Annotated in this window: 21 protein-coding genes; 9 read left to right on the top strand and 12 right to left on the bottom strand. The window is 69.1% G+C overall.

Annotated features, from left to right (window positions below):
* Positions 1-29: 29 nt before the first annotated feature.
* The 4 genes from CFP71_RS08310 to CFP71_RS08295 all read right to left on the bottom strand — a co-directional run bounded on the left by CFP71_RS08310 (position 30) and on the right by CFP71_RS08295 (position 3,972).
* The gene (locus CFP71_RS08310) at positions 30-620 is read right to left on the bottom strand and encodes a DUF3558 family protein (protein ID WP_093933243.1); all 591 of its coding nucleotides are present in this window, start codon (positions 618-620) and stop codon (positions 30-32) included.
* A 24-nt stretch (positions 621-644) separates the two neighbouring features.
* A complete protein-coding gene (locus CFP71_RS08305; protein ID WP_093933242.1) occupies positions 645-1,928 on the bottom strand; it encodes an MFS transporter in 1,284 nt (427 codons plus the stop codon).
* A gap of 403 nt (positions 1,929-2,331) precedes the next feature.
* Positions 2,332-3,018: a pyridoxamine 5'-phosphate oxidase gene (gene pdxH / locus CFP71_RS08300; RefSeq protein WP_093933241.1), complete on the bottom strand. Its 687-nt coding sequence runs from the start codon at positions 3,016-3,018 to the stop codon at positions 2,332-2,334.
* A gap of 582 nt (positions 3,019-3,600) precedes the next feature.
* Positions 3,601-3,972 (bottom strand): hypothetical protein, encoded by a 372-nt coding sequence (locus CFP71_RS08295; protein WP_093933240.1) that lies wholly within the window; start codon positions 3,970-3,972, stop codon positions 3,601-3,603.
* A 413-nt stretch (positions 3,973-4,385) separates the two neighbouring features.
* Here CFP71_RS08295 and CFP71_RS08290 point away from each other — a divergent pair, with 413 nt between their 5' ends.
* From CFP71_RS08290 to CFP71_RS08260, 7 genes are read left to right on the top strand one after another with little or no spacing between them, the layout of a single operon-like run.
* Positions 4,386-5,366: an ABC transporter substrate-binding protein gene (locus CFP71_RS08290; RefSeq protein WP_093933239.1), complete on the top strand. Its 981-nt coding sequence runs from the start codon at positions 4,386-4,388 to the stop codon at positions 5,364-5,366.
* Positions 5,363-6,322 carry an ABC transporter permease gene (locus CFP71_RS08285; protein WP_093933238.1) on the top strand — a complete coding sequence of 320 codons (960 nt, stop codon included), beginning with the start codon at positions 5,363-5,365 and terminating at the stop codon, positions 6,320-6,322. Before CFP71_RS08290 ends, CFP71_RS08285 begins: the two co-directional genes overlap by 4 nt.
* Positions 6,319-7,107 carry an ABC transporter ATP-binding protein gene (locus CFP71_RS08280; protein WP_093933271.1) on the top strand — a complete coding sequence of 263 codons (789 nt, stop codon included), beginning with the start codon at positions 6,319-6,321 and terminating at the stop codon, positions 7,105-7,107. Before CFP71_RS08285 ends, CFP71_RS08280 begins: the two co-directional genes overlap by 4 nt.
* Positions 7,108-7,109: 2 nt before the next feature.
* Entirely contained in the window at positions 7,110-9,794 is a 2,685-nt protein-coding gene (locus CFP71_RS08275) for a sensor histidine kinase (RefSeq protein ID WP_093933237.1), read from the top strand.
* A complete protein-coding gene (locus tag CFP71_RS08270) occupies positions 9,791-10,216 on the top strand; it encodes a roadblock/LC7 domain-containing protein (RefSeq protein WP_005156032.1) in 426 nt (141 codons plus the stop codon). Before CFP71_RS08275 ends, CFP71_RS08270 begins: the two co-directional genes overlap by 4 nt.
* A gap of 19 nt (positions 10,217-10,235) precedes the next feature.
* Complete coding sequence (locus CFP71_RS08265) at positions 10,236-10,616, top strand: DUF742 domain-containing protein (RefSeq protein WP_005156033.1); 381 nt, start codon at positions 10,236-10,238, stop codon at positions 10,614-10,616.
* Entirely contained in the window at positions 10,594-11,187 is a 594-nt protein-coding gene (locus CFP71_RS08260; protein WP_093933236.1) for a GTP-binding protein, read from the top strand. The genes CFP71_RS08265 and CFP71_RS08260 overlap by 23 nt, the downstream gene beginning before the upstream one ends.
* Positions 11,188-11,254: 67 nt before the next feature.
* Here the strand turns inward: CFP71_RS08260 and CFP71_RS08255 are convergent, their stop codons facing one another.
* Positions 11,255-11,875: a TetR/AcrR family transcriptional regulator gene (locus CFP71_RS08255; protein WP_093933235.1), complete on the bottom strand. Its 621-nt coding sequence runs from the start codon at positions 11,873-11,875 to the stop codon at positions 11,255-11,257.
* A gap of 91 nt (positions 11,876-11,966) precedes the next feature.
* Here CFP71_RS08255 and CFP71_RS08250 point away from each other — a divergent pair, with 91 nt between their 5' ends.
* A complete protein-coding gene (locus tag CFP71_RS08250; RefSeq protein WP_093933234.1) occupies positions 11,967-13,061 on the top strand; it encodes a lipase family protein in 1,095 nt (364 codons plus the stop codon).
* A gap of 68 nt (positions 13,062-13,129) precedes the next feature.
* On the opposite strand, the gene CFP71_RS08245 is transcribed toward CFP71_RS08250, so the two are convergent.
* The 6 genes from CFP71_RS08245 to CFP71_RS08220 are packed head-to-tail and all read right to left on the bottom strand — an operon-like array spanning position 13,130 to position 17,540.
* A complete protein-coding gene (locus CFP71_RS08245; protein WP_093933233.1) occupies positions 13,130-13,843 on the bottom strand; it encodes an urease accessory protein UreD in 714 nt (237 codons plus the stop codon).
* Positions 13,840-14,547, bottom strand: coding sequence for an urease accessory protein UreG (gene ureG, locus CFP71_RS08240; RefSeq protein WP_093933232.1), 708 nt, complete (start codon positions 14,545-14,547; stop codon positions 13,840-13,842). Before ureG ends, CFP71_RS08245 begins: the two co-directional genes overlap by 4 nt.
* Positions 14,537-15,211 carry an urease accessory protein UreF gene (locus tag CFP71_RS08235; RefSeq protein WP_093933231.1) on the bottom strand — a complete coding sequence of 225 codons (675 nt, stop codon included), beginning with the start codon at positions 15,209-15,211 and terminating at the stop codon, positions 14,537-14,539. The genes ureG and CFP71_RS08235 overlap by 11 nt, the downstream gene beginning before the upstream one ends.
* Entirely contained in the window at positions 15,211-16,932 is a 1,722-nt protein-coding gene (locus tag CFP71_RS08230) for an urease subunit alpha (protein ID WP_093933230.1), read from the bottom strand. The genes CFP71_RS08235 and CFP71_RS08230 overlap by 1 nt, the downstream gene beginning before the upstream one ends.
* Positions 16,932-17,225 (bottom strand): urease subunit beta, encoded by a 294-nt coding sequence (locus tag CFP71_RS08225; RefSeq protein WP_093933229.1) that lies wholly within the window; start codon positions 17,223-17,225, stop codon positions 16,932-16,934. Before CFP71_RS08225 ends, CFP71_RS08230 begins: the two co-directional genes overlap by 1 nt.
* A gap of 12 nt (positions 17,226-17,237) precedes the next feature.
* On the bottom strand, positions 17,238-17,540 hold the full coding sequence (locus tag CFP71_RS08220; protein ID WP_093933228.1) for an urease subunit gamma: 303 nt from the start codon (positions 17,538-17,540) through the stop codon (positions 17,238-17,240).
* A 291-nt stretch (positions 17,541-17,831) separates the two neighbouring features.
* Here CFP71_RS08220 and CFP71_RS08215 point away from each other — a divergent pair, with 291 nt between their 5' ends.
* Positions 17,832-18,983, top strand: a complete 1,152-nt coding sequence (locus tag CFP71_RS08215; RefSeq protein ID WP_093933227.1) for a citrate synthase 2 — start codon at positions 17,832-17,834, stop codon at positions 18,981-18,983.
* 51 nt (positions 18,984-19,034) lie between these two features.
* Here CFP71_RS08215 and CFP71_RS08210 read toward each other — a convergent pair whose 3' ends face one another.
* Positions 19,035-19,625: a TetR/AcrR family transcriptional regulator gene (locus CFP71_RS08210; RefSeq protein WP_093933226.1), complete on the bottom strand. Its 591-nt coding sequence runs from the start codon at positions 19,623-19,625 to the stop codon at positions 19,035-19,037.
* Positions 19,626-19,641: the final 16 nt, after the last annotated feature.

Raw genomic sequence — 19,641 nt, 5'->3', positions numbered from 1 at the left:
CACGGGTTGACGGAGACCGATTCGGGGTATCAGTTCGCGTCGACCGCGGTCTTCACCAGCGGTGCCATCATCTCCTGCGTCATCTTCACCGGTCCGGTGTAGTTGACCAGCACCGGGACGTTGTTCACGAGTTCGGCGGCCGCCAGCGTCGCGGTCTTGTTCTCGTCGGTGTAGTAGATGGCGCCCTCACCGACTCCCGGGACGTCCTTCGCGTTCGCCTTCGCCTTCTTCAGCGCCGCGATCATCTCGGCGGACTTGATCTTGTTGCCTTCGAAGCGGGTCACGGCGAGCGCGCCGATCTGCTTGCCGGCGGCGGAGTAGACGCAGCTCTTGGCCTTGCCGCCGTTGGCGGCGTTGTCCTGCACCGGGCCCGGCGCCGAGGTCACGCCCTGGATGTTGATCGCCTTCGAGACGGCCTCGGCGGGGAGCAGCGCGCACGGCTCCTTCGCACCGGCGCCACCGGTGGGGGCGGCCGAAGAACTCGGCGCGGCGGAGGAGGACGGAGCGGGCGCCTGGCTCGACGGCTTCGCCGCGTTGTCCGACTTCCCGTCCCCGGAAGAACAGGCGGAAAGGGTCGCGATGACAGCGGCGAATCCGACGATCGCTCGTGAAATACGCATGGGCCCGACGATAGCCCCGGCGAATCAGTCCACCGGGGCCCGGTACCGCCAGAAGGACGGGATCAGCAGCGCGGCGGCGACGACCAGCACGATGACCAGCACCCCGCCGCCCGAGGCGGCGGCCGCGGTGCCGACACCGGCGGCAGCCCAGCCGTGGGTGAGGTCGGCGATCCGCGGACCGCCCGCGACGACGACGGTGAACACGCCCTGGAGCCGTCCGCGCATCTCGTCGGTGGTGGCGACCTGCAGGATCGACATCCGGTAGATCGCGCTGACCATGTCGGCGGCCCCGGCGAGCGCCATGAAGAAGACCGCGAGCCACAGCGAGTTCGCGAGTCCGAAGCCGACGATGGCGGCGCCCCAGACGCAGACCGAGATGATCACGCCGGCACCTTGTTTGCCGATCTTGGTCAGCCAGCCGGAGAAGAGCCCGATCAGCATCGCGCCCGCCGGGAGCGCGGCGTACAGCCAGCCCAGCGCCGGTCCGCCGCCGGGCGGGTCGCCGAAGGTGCGTTCCGCCATCTCCGGGATCAGCGCCCGCGGCATGCCCGCGACCATCGCGATGATGTCGACGAGGAAGGACGCCAGCAGGATCTTCTGGGTCGCCAGGTATTTGAAGCCGTCGATGATGTCGCGGATCCCGGCGCGGCGCGCGATCTCGCCGAGCGGCGGGATCGGGGGCAGCTTCCAGACGGCGATGAGGGTCAGGGTCAGCGCGACGACGTCGATCAGGTACAGCGTCGAGAGGCCGAGGATCGGGATCAGCGACCCGGCGAGCAGTGGGCCGAAGACCGCCCCGAAGGTGGCCATCGTGCTGCTCAGCGCGGTCGCGGGCGCGATCAGGTTGTCCGGCACCAGCCGGGCGACGACGGCGCTGCGGGTCGGCATGTTGACCGCGAAGAACGCCTGGTTGGCCGCGAGCAGGGCCAGGACGAGCCAGACGGAGCCGATGTTCACGAACGCCTGAAGCCACAGGACCGCCGAAGTGACGGTGACCCCGACGTTGGTGACGAGCAGGAGCTTGCGGCGGTCGACGGCGTCCGCGATGGCGCCGCCCCAGAGGCCGAAGACGAGCAGGGGGATCAGCGCGACGAGGCCGGTCAGGCCGACGTACGCCGACGAGCCGGTGAGGTCGAAGACCTGTTTGGGGACCGCGACGGCGGTGAGCTGGCTGCCGATGGCGGTGACCGCGGTGGACAGCCAGAGGCGGCGGAACGCGGGGATCTTGAGCGGCCGGGTGTCCACGACGATCGAGCCGAACAGCTTGCGGACACCTTTGCGCTGCTCAACCCCCACGTCATCACTCACAACCAGACAGCTTAGCCGCGCTAACTAACCAACCGCGCGCGATTTATGTCACCCACCACCCGAAGGGAACTTTCCCCACGTCAGACGCGGCGAAGGGCGCTTTCACCTCATGAGATGCGGCGAAAGTCCCCTTCACCACGTCTCATGAGGTAAAGGGCCCCTTCAGCCCACGGCTGTCAGCCGCACCGAGGCCCGGTGACCCGACGCTGTCGCGCCCCAGTCTCCGTGACCCCACGCGTCTCCCGGAAGCGCGTCAGCGCGACGGGAGACTTCACCGCCGCGCGCCCTCTTTTGGGCCGAAGGCCCACGAAAACGCGATGAAGGGGCGCCCTCCGCACCCAACGCGAGTTGCGTACGGCCCGGCGCCCCTTCGGCGCGCTTTTCGTAAGCGCGCCGGCCAAAATTACGGCGCGACGCGCTCTACCTGCCAGCCGTCGTCGGTGCGGACGTAGCGGAGCCTGTCGTGCATGCGGTCCTCGCGGCCCTGCCAGAACTCGACGACGTCGGGCCGGATGCGCCACCCGCCCCAGTGCGGCGGGAAGGGGATGTTCTCGACGTCGGCGAAGCGGCGCTCGATGCCGTGCAGCGCGGTCTCGAGGGCGCGGCGGCCGTCGACGACGCGGGACTGCGGCGACGCCCAGGCTCCGAGCTGTGAACCCCGCGGCCGGGAGGCCCAGTACTCGGCGGTCTCGGCGACGTTGACCTTCTCCACCTCGCCGCGCACGTGCACCTGGCGCTGGAGGGCGTACCAGGGGAAGGTGATCGACGCGTAGCGCGTCGCGGTGAGGTCGTGGCTCTTGGTCGACGTGTAGTTCGTGTAGAACACGACGCCGCGCTCGTCGAGGCCCTTGCACAGGACGGTCCTGGAGGACGGCCTGCCCTCCGGGTCGGCCGTGGCGAGCACCATCGCGTTCGGTTCGGCGACCCCGGCGGAGACGGCCTGGTTCAGCCAGTCCTGGAGCTGGGTGGTCCAGGTCTCCGCCAGCGCGGACTCGTCGAAAGCGGCCCCTTCGTAGGCCACCCGCATCCCGGGCAGGCGAACGACGGCGTCGCCGTTGTCGGCAGCGCCTTCCTTGATCTCCGGCATCATCCGCCAAACCTCCGTACCCGGTCGGGGCATCTGTGACTGCGGCTTCGCCGCCGACGGTATTGCCTCCGACGCGGCGGCGAAACCCACTGAACGGTGACACCCGCCACCCCCGTCCGATCATCTGTGCGTAACCGCTGGACCGCAAGCCGTTACCTCCCGGTTACCTGCCCGGTCCTGATCGATCCAGCACGGGACGCCCGTCGCACCGCTTTGTTCCGAATCGCCCCGGCGACCCGCGGAATCGCGCTCGCCGCCGCGGAGGCGGACCGGCCCGTCTTTATCCGGCGCGGGAATTGCCTGGACAGACCGGGTCCGCGCAGATCGACAAGGAATCGTCCGCCAATGAAAAAGGCCCCCACTTCTCTTTTCTTCGCCGACCATTCCGGCGCCCGCGAACAATTCTTCCGGCCATTCGAGTCCGGCCCGCGCGGGCGACCGGTCCGCCGTCCCGTTAATTCTGTCGATTGACAGAAATTACCCGGCCGGGAAACCTCCGCGACACATCCGGGCAAGATGTGTCAGAAGACCGGCCCGGGACGGCAATTCGTCCCGAAACCGGCCTTCACTTCTCCTGTCCGGCTGTCAGTTCGTGACAGTGAACTCCGCGCGGACAATCCAGCCCCAGCAGTCGTACGACGCCGTGTACCGGCCGGGCACCGTCCCCACTGGACCGTCGCCCCGGAGCGCGACGCCGATGCCCCCGGTGCCGCCGTCTCCCACCACCCGCAAGGGAATCGGCGCGGCGAGACCGTCCGCGACGAGCGTCGTCGCGAGCTCGCCCGCACCGGACGGGCGCAGGCAATAGATGTCCGCGGTGACCGTCCCACCTGCGACGACGGCGCCAGGGCTCAACACCAGACTGGACGGTCTGGTCGCGTTCGCCTGACCCGCTCCGGCCAAGGTGGACACGATCGCCGCCCCCGCGACGCACATCGCGGCCGAACGAAATTTCATCCTCTGCTCCCTCCCGGAAGACGGGCGAGGTTTTCACCCGCCACCCGATCGACGTACCTCGACCGGCCGGGGTTGCCCATCAGGCGAGACTCTTCCCCTTGGGGCGAACGGCCGGATTTAGCAGAATGTGACAGCAAATCGAGCAAGAGCTGACGATCACACTAGGTAGACCTTGCGCCACTCGATAGGATCGCCGCCGAGAGCAACGGGGTGATCACCTCTATCCAGAGTGTTCAGAGGTTTCGGATGGGACTGCCGGGTGTGCGGCTGATCCATCCGCTATTGCCGGCCGGGCTTCCACGAGGAGCCCGACACCGGTCGATCAGTCCTGCGCTCGAACCGCCGGAACTTTCCACGCCCGAGTTACTCCCCTTCCCCAGGAGTGCGTTGTGATTTCCCGTTACCGCCGTCTCATGACGGCGTTGTTGTGCGCCATTTCGCTCGCGGGCGTGACCGCCCTTTCGGCATGTTCCGACAGCACGGCGGCCTCCGGCACCAAGGTCACCATCGGTTACAGCGCCTGGCCGGGCTGGTTCCCGTGGGCCGTGGCCCAGGAGAAGGGCCTCTTCGAGAAGAACGGCGTGACCGTCGACCTGAAGTGGTTCGACAGCTACACCGAGAGCATCAACGCGCTCTCCTCCGGCGCGATCGACGCGAACAGCCAGACCCTGAACGACACCCTCGCGTCGGTCAGCGGTGGCGCGAAACTGTCGGTCGTCCTGGTCAACGACAACTCGACCGGCAACGACAAGATCATCGCCCGCCAGGGGATCACCGGCGTCGCCGACCTCAAGGGCAAGAAGATCGCCGTCGAACAGGGCACCGTCGACCACTACCTCCTGCTGCTCGCGCTGCAGGAGGCGAAGCTGACCGAAAAGGACGTCGAGCTGGTCCCGCTGCTGACCGACGCCGCCGCGGCCGCGTTCGTCGGCGAGCAGGTCGACGCCGTCGCCGCCTTCGCCCCCTTCACCACGAAGGCGCTGGAGCGCCCCGGCAGCCGCGCGATCGCGACGTCCGCCGAGTTCCCCGGTGCCATCCCCGACCACCTTGTCGTCTCCGAGCAGATGTCGAAGGAGCGCAAAAAGGAGGTCCAGGCGCTGGTGAACACCTGGTTCGAGACGGTCGAGTGGATCAAGCAGAACCGGGACGAGGCCGTGAAGATCATGGCCAAACGCGGCGCCGTGTCGATCGACGAGTACAAGACCTACGACGCCGGCACCACGATCTTCACCAAGCAGCAGAACCTCGACGCCTTCACCCCCGGCGTGACCCCGGCCCACCTCAACTTCCAGGCGGGCAAGATCGTCGAATTCATCCTCTCCAACGGGCTCGCGCAGAACCGGCCCGACATCGACGGGCTGTTCGACGACCAGTACGTCAAGGCGGTGAAGTGAGCACCACCGACGCGGCGAAGCCCGCCTCTCAGCGGACGGACGCCGCTGACGAGGCCGAAGCGCGGCGTCTCGACGACGAGCAGCGGCTCGCCGAAGCGCAAGAAGACCGTCGCCGGGGTGGCGCGCGACCGGACTGGTCGCCGCTGCCCCGCCGGGCGGGTCTCAAGCCGAACGCGTCCCCGCTGTTCTCGCTCCGGACACCGATCCCCGCGCGCTGGCGGTGGACGCTGGCGGTGGCCTCGTTCGCGATCCCGCTGCTGATCTGGGTGACGCTGAACGCACTGGGCACCATCAAGCCCACGTTCCTGCCGACGCCGGTCGCGGTGTTCGACGCGCTGCTGAAGATGATCGAGTCCGGCGAACTGTTCAGCGATCTCTGGGCCACGACCCAGCGGGTGCTGCTCGGCTTCGGGCTCGCGGTGCTCGTCTCGGTCCCGCTCGGCATCGTGATGGGGACGTTCAACGCGGGATTGGCGCTGTTCGAACCGGTCATCGCGATGCTGCGGTACCTGCCGGCGAGCGCGTTCATCCCGCTGCTGATGATCTGGCTCGGCCTCGGCGAGCCGTCGAAGGTCGCGGTCCTGTTCCTCGGCACGGTCTTCTTCAACACGCTGATGACCGCCGACGCCGTGCGCGGGGTGCCGCGTTCGCTGATCGACGTGTCCTACACGCTCGGCGCGCGACGCGGTGAGGTCCTGCGCAAGGTGATCGTCCCGCACGCGCTGCCCGGCATGATCGACGCGACCCGCGTCAACGCCGCCGCCGCGTGGAACTTCGTGGTGGTCGCCGAACTGATCAACGCCACCGCCGGACTCGGCCTGCGGATCATGCGGGCGCAGCGGTTCACCCAGACCGACCGGATCTTCGCGCTGCTGATCGTGATCGGCCTGCTCGGGCTGGTCATCGACATCGCGCTGCGGCTCCTGCGGGCCCGGGTCGGGAGGTGGGCGGCGTGACGCTCCAGCTGAAAGCCGTCGCGAAGGACTACACCGTCCGCGGCAAGACAACCCGCGCGCTCGACGGGATCGACCTCGACGTCGCGCGCGGCGACTTCGTCTGCGTGGTCGGCGCGAGCGGGTCCGGCAAGTCGACCCTGCTCTCGCTGATCGCCGGCCTGACCGAGCCGTCCGAAGGTCTCATCACCCTCGACGGCGACGCCGTGACCGGGCCCGGCCCGGATCGCGGCCTGGTGTTCCAGCACGGCGCGCTGTACCCGTGGCGCACGGTGGAGAGCAATGTCGCGTTCGGACTCGAACTGCTCAGCCTCGACAAGGCCGAACGCGCGCGCCGGGTCGACTGGTATCTCGAAGAGACCGGGCTCGCCCAGCTGCGGAAGTCGTTGCCCAAACAGCTTTCCGGCGGGCAGAAGCAGCGCGTCGCGATCGCGCGGGCGCTGGCGGGCGAGCCCGACGTCCTGCTGCTGGACGAACCTTTCGGCGCGCTGGACGTCCAGACCAAAGAGGACATGCAGGTCCTGATCCGCCGGATCTGGACCGACACCGGCACCACCGTGCTGATGGTGACCCACGACGTCGAAGAGGCCGTGTTCCTCGGAAGACGCGTCGTGGTGCTCGCCTCGGATCCGGGCCGGGTGGCCGCCGACATCGTGGTCGACCTGCCCGAAGACCGCGAGCTCGCGGTCAAACGCGCGCCGGAGTTCGTCGCGCTGCGCGCGTCCATCGAAGATCTCGTCCGGGAACAGCACCGCGGACATCTCGGGCGGAGCCGAGAAGAAAGGTGACCATGAGGCACGGGAAGACCCGGCCGGAACGCACCCCGCGTTCCGGACTGCTCGGCAGACTCGGCATCCGGGGCAAGCTCAACCTGCTCCTGATGCTGCCGCTGACCGCCGTGGTCCTGGTGTCGGTGCCTTACGTCGCCGGTGAAGTCGACGACGCCCGGTCCGCCCGCACCACCGCCGACGTCGCGTCGCAGGCCCGTGCCCTCGGCACGCTGGCGTGGGAACTGCAACGGGAGCGGCTGCTGACGGCGCACTACATCGCGTCGTCGTCGGCGAGCAGCTCGGCGATGCTGAAGCAGCAGGGCGTCGTCTCGGACACGGTGAACCAGGTGCGCGCGCAGCTGCCCGCCGACGCTCCGGAAGAGCTCGCGGCGGCGCTGGTGCGGATCGGGTCGCTGAACGAGATCCGGGAGAACGCGCTCCGGCGCGGCGCCTCGCTCGACAGCGTGGCGCGGACGTATCACGCGGTGATCGACGCGGTCATCAACTCGCTCCGTCTCGTCCCGCAGCAGACCAGTGACGCGGAGGGCACCCGTCAGCTGACAGCGCTCGACGCGCTGCTGCGCGCGAACGAGGAGAACTCGTTGCGCGGTATGGCGTTGATCATCGTGCTGGTCACCCCCGATTCCGGGCGGCCGGTGCTGGACGACGCGAAACAGCAGTCGTCGCTGTTCCTCGAACGGTTCGTGCAGCAGGCCGACGTCACCCAGGCGACCCAGGTCGTCGCGGTCGAGCAGGGCGAGACGGGCCGCCGGGTCGACGCGCTGGAAGGCAAGATCGCGGAAACCCGCGGCTCGCAGGCCGTGCAGAGCCTGCTGCCGGACATCCTCGGCGCCGTCGACGCCCAGTCCAACCAGCGGCGGCTCGCCCAGGACGCGGTCACCACCGGCATCACCGACACCGCGACCGCGCGCGCGGACGCCGCACAGAACCTGGCGTGGACGATCGGTGTCGGCGCCGGTGTGCTGTTCCTGCTGGTCGGTGGTCTCGCGATCGCGGTCAGCCGGTCGATCGCCGATCCGCTGCGGAAGCTGACCACGGCGGCGACGTCGGTCGCCGACCTCGCGAGCACCGAACTGGTGCGCGTCACCGACACCGAGCAGGCGGAAGAACTCGCGCCGCGGCTCGCCACGATCGACGTGTCCTCCCAGGACGAACTCGGCAAGCTGGCCGAAGCGTTCAACCGGGTCCAGGCGACCGCGGCCGAACTGGTGGAACGGCAGGCCGTCACGCGGCGCAACGTCGGCCTCATGTTCGCCAACGTCGCGAAGCGGACGCAGAACCTGGTGGGCAGGCAGCTGGCGCTGGTCGACGAACTGGAGCGCAACGAACAGGACGTCGCGCTGCTGGCGAGCCTCTACCGGCTCGACCACCTCTCCACCCGGTTGCGCCGGAACGCGGACAACCTCCTCGTCGTTTCGGGAAACCGCGACGAGGCAAGGATTTCCGGGCCGATCGAGCTTTCGACGGCGTTGCGCTCAGCGCTCGCGGAGATCGAGGACTACCAGCGGGTCCGGCTCGGTTCGATGGGCGACCTCCTGCTGTCGTCGCCGTTCGGTTCGGATCTCGTGCTGATCTTCGCCGAGCTGCTGGAGAACGCGACGTCGTTCTCGCCGCCGGAGTCCTTTGTGGACGTCGGAACGAAGATCCTGCCCGACGGCTCGTGCCTGATCGTGATCGTGGACCAGGGCATCGGCATGACCGCCGAACGGCTGGCCGAGGAGAACCGGCGGCTGGTCGAACGCGAGCGGCTCGAACTGGCGCCGACCAGTGTGCTCGGGCTGTTCGTGGTCGGACGGCTCGCGCGGCGGCACGGGCTCAAGGTCGAGCTGACCGAAACCGAGCCGGGCGAGGGCATCACCGCGCGCATCATCGTCCCGTCGGATCTGCTGACCTACCGGGCGCCGGTGCCGAAGTCGGTCCCGGCGCCGCCGGCGTGGCCGACGGTGGAACCGGGCGACGAACCCGCCCCGCAGCCACCCCGGGCCCAGCCTCGGGAGAAGGCGCCCGCGCACGAGCCGCCGACACTGGCGATCGCCGGGATGATCCCGCGCGACGGTCTGCCACCCCGGGACTTCCGCTGGTTCCGCAAGACCGACGGCGAGATCGCGGAGCCGATGCCGGAACCCGCACCGCTTCCCGTGTCACCGCCCGTGTCCCTGCCCGCGTTCGAGGCGCCCAAGCCGACGCTGACCGCCGACTCCGGGGAGACCCGCGGCGGTCTGCGGCGGCGGGTCAAGGGCGCTCAGCTTCCCGGTGCCCCCGACGCGCCGTCGCGGCAGAAGTCCAGGCATGATCCAGAAGCGGCCAAAGCGGCCTTCGACGGGTTCGAGGCCGGACTCGCGAAGGCCACCACAGGATCCCCTCAAGATCCGGTACCGCCGCAAGCACCTCCGCCCCCGGTGAGCCCGCCGGCGGGCAACCCGATGCCGATGCCGACCCCGACACCGGTGCCCGCCGCCTCGCGCGGCGGTCTCACCCGGCGGGTCCCCGGCGCCCAGTTGGCGCCGGGACTGGCGAAAGGGCCGGCCGCGCGACACCAGACCGCGCGGGCGGCGCTGAACACCACCAAGCCCAAGGGCATGCGTGACCCCGAGGCCGAGCGTGCCGCGTTCGACGCCTTCAGTGACGGGTTGGAGAAAGCCGTCAACCCGGAGATGGAACAGAGAGAGAAGAGCAAGAGATGACGACCGGAGTCAGCGTCGAAGCCCGGAACTTCAACTGGTTGGTGACGCGCTTCGCACAGAACACGGCGAGCGCGATGGGCGCGATCGCCGTCTCGGCCGACGGCCTGCTGATCGCGATGTCGTCCGAACTGGAACGCGCCAACGCCGACCGGCTGGCCGCGATCTGCTCGGCGATGCTCGGACTGGCGCACGGCGTCTCCGAGAGCCACCCGCTCGGGTCGCCCGACAAGATCATCATCGAACTGGAGCAGGGCTACCTGCTGGTCTGCACGATCAGCATCGGTTGTTCGCTCGGCGTGCTCGCCACCAAGCAGGCCAGCCTCGGCACGATCGCCTACGAGATGGCGATGTTCGCCAACCGGGCCACCGAGGTGCTCACCCCCGCGCTGATCGAGGAACTCAAGAAGAGCGTCGGCAGCTAACTGACGAGGGGACAAGGGAATGAGCGACGATCAGGTACCTCAGCCGAGAGGCGCCGAACAGGGCATCTCACCGCTGCGCCCGTATCTGCTCACCGCCGGCCGCGCGCAGCCGGTGGACGGCACGCTCGAAATCGAGGCACAGGTGCTCACGAGCAGGCTCGGAGCGGCGTCACAGGCGAGGCTGACCTTCGAACGACGGGAGATCGTTTCCCTTTGCCGGGAAACGAAATCCGTCGCCGAAGTGGCCGCGATGCTCGGCCTGCACATCGGCGTGGCCAGGGTGCTCGTGGCGGATCTCGCCGCGCTCGGCTACGTCGTGCTGCGCCGCCCTGCCGGAGCTTTCACCCAGGACCTCGGCATGATCGAAAGGGTCATTCGTGGACTCGAAGCAATTCGCTGAACCGGTGTCGGCCAGGCCGCCGACACCGGTCAAGATCGTCATCGCGGGCGGGTTCGGGGTCGGCAAGACCACCACCGTCGGCGCGATCTCGGAGATCAAACCGCTGACCACCGAGGCAGCCATGACCTCGGCGGGCGCGGCCGTCGACGGCCCGGGCGGGGAGGTGCCGTCGAAGACCACCACCACGGTGGCGCTGGACTTCGGCTGCATCACCATCGACGAAGAGGTGAAGCTGTACCTCTTCGGCACCCCGGGGCAGGACCGGTTCGGGTTCATGTGGCACGACCTCGTGCTCGGGGCGCTGGGCGCGCTCGTCATCGTCGACACCCGGCGCCTCGACGACTGCTACCCGGCGGTCGACTACTTCGAGAAGGCCGGGCTGCCGTTCGTGGTCGGGGTGAACGTCTTCGACGGCTCCCTCAAACACGATCTCGAAGACGTGCGCTGGGCGCTCGCGGTGAGCGAGGACGTCCCGCTGATCACCTTCGACGCACGAGCTCGGCTTTCGGTGCGGGACGCGCTGCTCGCGGTGCTGCACAACACCTTCCGGCGGGCCTCCGCCGCCTCCTGACGCATTTCGTCCTCTGGATGCGGTACTTGCGCGTGCATCTACCGCATTCAGAGGACGAAACGCGGGGTCAGGCCGGGCGGGTGATCGCGGCCAGCATCAGGGCCCGGAGCTCGGCGGCGACGTCGGCGACCGGCAACGGCGGAGTATGCGCCTGCCACTCGCGCAGCAGCCCGGTCGCCGCGCCGACGAGCGCGATCGCCGTCAGGTGGTAGTCGCGATCCGGCGCCACGCCGTGCGCGGCGGCGTGCCGGGCCTCGGCTTCGATGAACGCGGCCCACCGGTCGACCCATTCCTGGTGCTGCGCCTCCAAAGCGGCGCTGACACCGACCGCTTCGACGTAGTTCAGCCGCGGCATCCGCGGATCCGAGGTGACGGTGCCGACGAAGACGTCCAGTAGCGTCCCGATCCGGGTGACCGCGTCGGCGTCCTCCAGCCGTTCCAGCGTGCCGGTGACGTGCTCCAGCGCGAGGGCGTTGATGCGCTCGTGCAGGGTCAGCAGCACCTTCTCCTTGCTCTCGAACTCCTCGTAGAAGTTCCGCGTGGAGACGCCTGCCCGGGTACACAACTCGGTGATCTTCGCCTGGCGGTAGCCCGTCGAGGTGAACAGGTCCAGGGCCGCCACGAGCAGGCGCTCACGCCGTTCGGCGCGCCGCTGCTCCGGTGCGACCCCGCCGTACGTGCGGGCCACTCGTCCTCCCCCGATTCGGTAACAGGGATTGCCAGATGCTACCAACACCGCCTACATTGCGAAAATCTCGATTACCAAACTGGAGACGGCAATGACGCTTCGGACAGTTCTGGTCTCAGCCCTCGCAGCCACCCTCATCGGCGCGCCCGCCGCGCAAGCCGCGCCAAGCGCGCCAGGGGACCTAGTCGACTACAAACCGGTCGTCGCCACCGCTCCGGCGAAGGCCTGGAAACTCAACTACCGCTCGACCTCGGCGACAGGGAAGCCGAACACGGTGTCGGGCATCCTGCTGGTGCCGCCCACCCCGTGGACGAAAGGGCCGCGCCCGCTGATCAGCTACGCCGTCGGCACCCACGGCCTCGGCGACCGGTGCGCGCCGTCGAAGCGGCTGACGAACGGGTCCGAGAACGAAGTCCTCCTGATGAGCCAAGCGCTTTCGCGCGGCTGGGCGGTCGTCGTGACCGACTACGAAGGCCTCGGCACCTCGGGCACGCACACCTACGCCGTCGGTCAGTCGGAAGGCCGGGCCGTCCTCGACGCCGCCCGCGCCGCCGCCCGGGTCCCCGAAGCGGGACTGTCGAAGACCGGCCCGGTCGGCGTTTTCGGCTACTCACAAGGAGGTCAGGCCGCGGCGTTCGCCGGCGAACTGCAACCGTCCTACGCTCCCGACGTCAACCTGGTCGGCGTCGCGGAAGGCGGTGTCCCGGCGGATCTGAACGCGGTCCTGAAGTTCAACGACGGCGGACCGGCGTTCGGTCTCGTGCTCGGCGCGGCTGTCGGCTACGCGGCCGCGTACCCGGAACTGCCGTTCGACAACGTGCTCAACGCGAAGGGCGAGAAGGCCGTCGCGAAGGTCAAGGAAGCCTGCACCGTCGAACTCGGCGCGGCGGCGCCTTTCGCGCGTCTCAACGACTTCACGACCGTGCCGAACGTTTCCTCGGACCCGCGCTGGCAGGCCCGCCTCGGCGAGAACCTGGCGGGTAAGACCAAACCGGGCGCGCCGGTCTACCTCTACCACGCGTCACTGGACGAACTGATCCCGCTGTCGGTCGGCAAAGGCCTGCGCGACCGCTACCGCGCCCTCGGTGCCGACGTCACCTGGCAGGAGTTCCCGCTGCTGGAACACATCGGCGGCGTCTCGGCGGGCGGCCCGGTCGCGATGACCTGGCTGGGCACCAAGTTCTGACGGGGAGTCGGTCCGTGAGCGTGTCATGAGGGGTCCCCTTAAGACGAATTTTGTCTTAAGGGGACCCCTCATGACACCTGGGCGCCGTCGAAAACCCGGAGCGCGGTCACGGCATCCGGCGCCAACGACGTCGTGAGTATCCCTCCGGCGGCAAGCGAGGTGCGAGACCACCAGTCGCCGCAAGCTTCAGGAACCGAAGGGCCACCGACGACCAGATCGGTCGCCAGCACCCGCCGTCCGGCCAGATGCGCCAGACTGGAGTCCAAAATGGAGTCCCCGATCTCCAGCGTCTGCCGAAGTACCGGTACTTCACCCCGCGTCACGTGCTGCGTGGTCACCAGAGACCCGGGCTGCTCACCCGCCCGGCCGAGTACGAGCACCTCCCGCGTGTGCAGACAGGCATCCTCCGCCAAAGCGGCCCGAAGCACAGCAGAGTGCCGGGCCCGGGCGGTCACGACGGTCGGCTCCGGCAGATACTCCAGCGAGCCACCCGCCTCCACGACGACGTCCACAAGGGACGAGCTGCCCTCACCGTGCAACCCGGGGAGCGCGATGGTCGCCGCGACACCGGAAATCCGCAGCGAAGCACCGGGGCCGACGCGGATGGTCAGCTTCAGCTCGTCGCCACCCAACGGCGAGGTCGCCGAGTTGACCAGGTGCACCACCGCCGACGCACCGGTGCCCCGCTTGGGGAGCAGTGTGAGCGGCGCCATCGAGCGCAGCTCACGCAGAACGGTCCGGCCGCCCTCGAAGCAGGCGGTCAGCCGCGCGTGCGCCTTCACCCCGCGTTGACCGGGAGCAGCGAGCGCACCCAGTCCGCGACCGCGGGCGCGTTCGGAGTGTCCACAAGGGACTGCGTGATCACGGGGAGTTCGCCTCGCATCCGGTGCGCGTCCGAGGTCATCACGTCCATGTCCGCGCCGACCAGATGCGCGATGTCGATCTTGTTGATCACCAGCAGATCCGCCGTCGTCACGCCCGGCCCGCCCTTGCGCGGCACCTTGTCGCCGCCCGCGACGTCGACCACGAAGACCTGACTGTCGGCGAGCCCCCGGCTGAACACCGCGGTGAGGTTGTCCCCGCCGCTTTCGATGATCACCAGATCCAGCCCGGGGAACCGCTCCTCCAGCCGTTCGACGGCGTCGAGGTTCGCGGTGATGTCGTCGCGGATCGCGGTGTGCGGGCACGCGCCGGTCTGCACGGCCTCGATCCGCTCCGGGTCGAGCACCCCGGCCTTGCGCAGGAAATCGGCGTCCTCGGTGGTGTAGATGTCGTTGGTGACGACGGCGAGGTTCACCTCGTCGCCGAGCGCCCGGCACAGCGCCGCGGTGAGCGCGGTCTTCCCGCTGCCCACCGGCCCGCCGATGCCGATCCGGTACGCGCGGCCCGCGGTCGGCGCCGGGTCGTAGTGATCGGGCTCCGCGGCGGTCGGGTCGAAGTTGACCGGGTGGACGTGACCGTGTCCATGACCATGCTCAGCTGGCAAAGAGACGCACCTCTTCCTTGTGGTGCCGGGCGTGTGCCTCGGCGAACAGATCGAGCGCCGGAGACCCCGGCGCCGGGAGTTCCGCCGGGTCGTCCCCCGCGACCTCGGCCGCGCGCGAGGAGACGTCCCGGACCTCGTGCGAAAGCCGGGCCACGACGGCGTTGACGGCGAACGGATCGAGCCCGAGCAGCCGCACCGCCGCGCTCGCCGGACCGCTGATCGCGAGGTACGCGACCGCCATCGCCGCGTCGAAGGGCACCCCGATCAGCGCACCGACGATCACCGGATGGTGCGGTCGCGGGGTTTCCTCCAGCAGCCGGGAAAGCACCGGCGACGGCCACGCCGCCTTGCCCGCCCTCGCCGTTCCCCGCCCCTGCGCACGGGACGCCTCCCGCTGCGCGAGCGACGGCGTTCTGGCGTCGAGTTCGAGGTCGAGCCGTCGCCAATGTCCACTTCGGACGTTTCGCGCGGCAGCGTGCGCCGACGCGGCGGCGAACACGGCGGCCAGCGCACCCGCCGTGCGCAGGCGGCCGGAGAGGAACCCCGGCAGGTCGCGTTCGTGCGTGATCAGCTTCCGGGTGACGGCTTCTTCGAGCCCGCCGGAATGGACGTGCCCGCCCCCGGGGAAGCGGGAGTCGGCGAGGATGAGCGCGGAGAGGTCCATCAAAACAAAAAGTACCTTTGCGCCATGGGCAGTTCGGTCACCGGTTTCGGTTCGATGAGCTCGCCGTCGACGTGCACGGCGAAACTGTCCGGCTCCACCCGGATGTCCGGTGTGGCGTCGTTGAGCACCATGTCCGCCTTGCCGCGCGAGCGGGTGTTCGCGATCGGCACGAGTTTCCGCGCGATGCCGAACCGTTCCGCCACCCCGTTTTCCAGCGCTTCCGGCGCGACGAAATGGAAGCTGCTCGCGGCCGCGACCCCCGGGTCCGCACCGAACATCGGCCGCGCCAGCACCGGTTGCGGCGTCGGGATGGACGCGTTCGCGTCGCCCATCGCCGCCCACGCGGGGAATCCGCCTTTGAGCACGACATGCGGCCGGACGCCGAAGAACTTCGGTTCCCACAGCACGAGATCCGCGAGTTTCCCGACCTCCACCGAGCCGATCTCGCGGTCCATGCCGTGCGCGATCGCGGGGTTGATGGTGTATTTGGCGACATAGCGACGAGCCCGCAGGTTGTCGGCGGCACCGTCGCCCGGCAATGCGCCGCGCCGCCGTTTCATCACGTGCGCGGTCTGCCAGGTCCGGATGATCACCTCGCCGATCCGGCCCATCGCCTGCGAATCCGAGCTCATCATCGAAATCGCGCCGAGGTCGTGCAGGACGTCCTCGGCCGCGATGGTCGTCGGCCGGATCCGGCTTTCGGCGAACGCCAGGTCCTCGGGTACGGACGGGTTCAGGTGATGGCAGACGACGAGCATGTCGAGATGCTCGTCGAGGGTGTTCGCGGTGTGCGGGCGCGTCGGATTCGTCGACGACGGCAGGATGTTGGGCAGCCCGGCGACCTGGATGATGTCCGGCGCGTGCCCGCCGCCCGCGCCTTCGGTGTGGTACGCGTTGATCGACCGGCCGCCGATGGCGTCCACAGTGGACTCCAGGAAGCCTGCCTCGTTCAGCGTGTCGGTGTGGATCGCCACCTGGACGCCGGATTCGTCGGCGACGGTGAGGCAGGCGTCGATCGCGGCGGGGGTGCTGCCCCAGTCCTCGTGCAGTTTGAACCCGCCCGCGCCGGCGGCGAGCTGTTCGCGCAGTGCCTCGTGCCGGACGGTGTTCCCCTTGCCCAGCAACAGGACGTTGACCGGCTGGCCGTCCATCGCCCGCAGCATCCGGCCGAGGTTCCACGCACCGGGCGTGACGGTGGTGGCCTTGCTGCCCTCGACCGGCCCGGTCCCGCCGCCGACCAGCGTGGTGAGCCCGGACGCGAGAGCGGTGTCGGTCAGCTGTGGGCAGATGAAGTGGACGTGGCAGTCGATCCCGCCCGCGGTCAGGATCTTCCCGTTGCCGGACAGCACCTCCGTGGACGGGCCGACGACCAGCGCCGGATCCACCCCGTCCATCGTGTCCGGGTTGCCTGCCTTGCCGATGCCGACGATCCGGCCGTCCCGGACGCCGACGTCGGCCTTGACGATCCCCCAGTGGTCCAGGATCACCGCGCCGGTGATGATCAGGTCCGGCGCGCCCTCGGCCCGGGTCGCCATCCCCTGGCCCATGGATTCGCGGATCACCTTGCCGCCGCCGAACAGCACCTCGTCGCCGCTGCCGGACGGGCCCATACTGCGGTCCTCGGTGACCTCGATGAGCAGATCCGTGTCCGCGAGACGGATTTTGTCGCCGGTGGTCGGGCCGAAGAGTTCGGCGTAGCGCTCGCGATCGATCGACGGCATCAGGACTCCTTGCGCAATCCGGGCACCGCGCGGTCCCCGGCCAGCGGGACGAGGTCGACTTCGCGTTCGACGCCCGGTTCGAAACGCACCGAAGTTCCCGCGGGCACGTCGAGCCGATGCCCTCGCGCGGCCCCCCGGTCGAATTCGAGTCCGGGATTGACCGCCGCGAAATGGTAGTGCGAGCCGACCTGCACGGGCCGGTCGCCGAGGTTCCGCACGAGCAGCCGGACCCGCGGCCTGCCGGGGTTCAGTTCGACCGGCCCGTCGCCGGTGATGATCTCTCCTGGTCGCACTCGCGGCCCTTTCTAGACGATCGGGTCGTGCACGGTGACGAGCTTCGTGCCGTCCGGGAAGGTGGCTTCGACCTGCACGGAGTCGACCATCTCGGGAATGCCGTCCAGTACCTGCGCCCGCGAGAGGACCGAACGCCCGCTCGCGACGAGTTCGCTCACCGTCCGGCCGTCACGGGCGCCTTCGAGGACGTGGTCGGTGATCAGCGCGACCGCCTCGGGGTAGTTCAGCAGCACCCCCCGCTCCAGGCGTTTGCGAGCTACGTCCGCGGCGACGTGGATGAGCAGTTTGTCCCGCTCCTGGGGGCTCAGGTGCATGAGAAAGGTGTATCACCGGAAACCGGTCGGCGCCGGTTCCCGAAACACAGGATTTACCTCGGCGGCCGGTACACGCAAAGTGAACGCCGCCGTAACTCTTCGCGTACGAGGGTCGTTTTCACTGAATCGTTCTCGTAATCGTGACCGAAAGCACCACATCTTTCGATTGCCCCTGGACCCGACGTGGAGCAAAGTTTGTCCATCCGTGCGATGAGGCGCGCCTTCGCTGCGTGTATCCCGTCCACGCATGAACACAAAGCCGGGGAATGCGCATCGAAAGGTTTCACCACAGTGAGTACCTCCACGATCAGCACCAATCAGCCGTCCGACCAGGTCGACGACGGTTTCCGACCGGGTCTCGAAGGCGTCGTCGCCTTCAAGACCGAAATCGCCGAGCCCGACCGTGACGGTGGCGCGCTGCGCTATCGCGGTGTCGACATCGAGGATCTCGCCGGCAAGGTGACCTTCGGTGACGTCTGGGGTCTTCTCGTCGACAGCCGGTTCGGCCACGGGCTACCGCCCGCCGAACCGTTCCCGCTGCCGGTGCACACCGGTGACGTCCGGGTCGACGTCCAGGCCGCGCTGGCCATGCTCGCCCCCATCTGGGGTTACCGGCCGCTGCTCGACATCAGCGACGACGAGGCCCGCGACCAGCTGGCCCGCGCGTCGGTGATGGCGCTTTCCTACGTCGCCCAGTCCGCGCGCGGCATCGGGCAGCCCGCAGTCCCGCAGACGCGGGTCGACGAGGCCGCGTCGATCACCGAGCGGTTCATGGTCCGCTGGCGCGGCGAGCCCGACCCCGCCCACGTCAAGGCCATCGACGCCTACTGGGTCTCGGCCGCCGAGCACGGTCTCAACGCCTCCACCTTCACCGCCCGCGTCATCGCCTCGACCGGCGCCGACGTCGCCGCGGCCCTGTCCGGCGCGATCGGCGCCATGTCCGGCCCGCTGCACGGTGGTGCGCCGGCGCGGGTGCTGCCGATGATCGAAGAGGTCGAGAAGACCGGTGACGCGGTCGGCCTGGTCAAGGGCATCCTGGACCGCAAGGAACGGATGATGGGCTTCGGGCACCGCGTGTACCGCGCGGAGGACCCGCGGGCGCGCGTGCTGCGCCGCACCTGCCAGGAGCTCGGCGCGTCGCGCTACGAAGCGGCCGCGGAGCTGGAGCAGGTGGCGCTGAAGGAGCTGCGCGAGCGGCGTCCGGACCACCCGATCGAGACCAACGTCGAGTTCTGGGCGGCCGTGATCCTGGACTTCGCCCAGGTTCCGCCGCACATGATGCCCGCGATGTTCAGCTCGGCGCGCACCGCCGGCTGGGCCGCGCACATCCTGGAGCAGAAGAAGACCGGCCGTCTCGTGCGGCCTTCGGCCAAGTACGTCGGGCCGGAGCCGCGTAAGCCGGAAGACGTCGAAGGCTGGGACCTGGTCGCGAAGCAGGCCTGACAAGCGCAATGAAGGGGCCTTTCATAGCAAATTTTGCTATGAAAGGCCCCTTCATTGCAGTCGCGGGACCGAGGAGTCGTGCCCAGCGGTGGTCGCCAGCATCGCCGTCAGCTGGTCGACCAGCCAGCTGTCGAGCACCTCGCGCGGCACAGCGCGTTCCTGAAGCCAGCTCAGCAGAGCGCCCTCGACCACGGCGGTCCAGCAGCGCAAGGTCAGCAGGAGCATCGGCGAAGGTTCCGGCACGCCCAGCGCGCCGAGAATGAGCTCGACGGCGCGGTTGCGCACCTCGTCGATCGCCGCGTCCGTCTCCGACGTCGCGATCACCGAACCGCTGCGCAGCAGTGCGACGTACCCCGCGCGGTAATGGTCGGCCACGTCGATCAGCCCGCGGACGGCGGCCCGCAGCCGCGTTTCGGGCGGCCCTTCCTCCAGCCCGGCCAGGCCGTCGATGAGCCCTTCGGTGACCGTTTTCAGCGCCTCGACCTGCAGTTCCCGCAGGCTTGAGAAGTACCGGTAGAACAGCGGCCGCGAAACCTCGGCGCGGGCGATGATGTCGTCCACCGTGACGAGTTCGGGCGCGCGTGAGCCGAACAGGGCCAGCGCGGCGCGGATCAGGTCCTCCCGGCGCGCCTGCGGCGACATCCGGCGAGGGCGTCTG

Source organism: Amycolatopsis thailandensis (genome assembly GCF_002234405.1).
In the GTDB taxonomy this organism is placed as follows: domain Bacteria; phylum Actinomycetota; class Actinomycetes; order Mycobacteriales; family Pseudonocardiaceae; genus Amycolatopsis; species Amycolatopsis thailandensis.
Note: the sequence above shows the minus strand (reverse complement) of the source record. Positions and strands in the feature narration are given on the sequence as shown.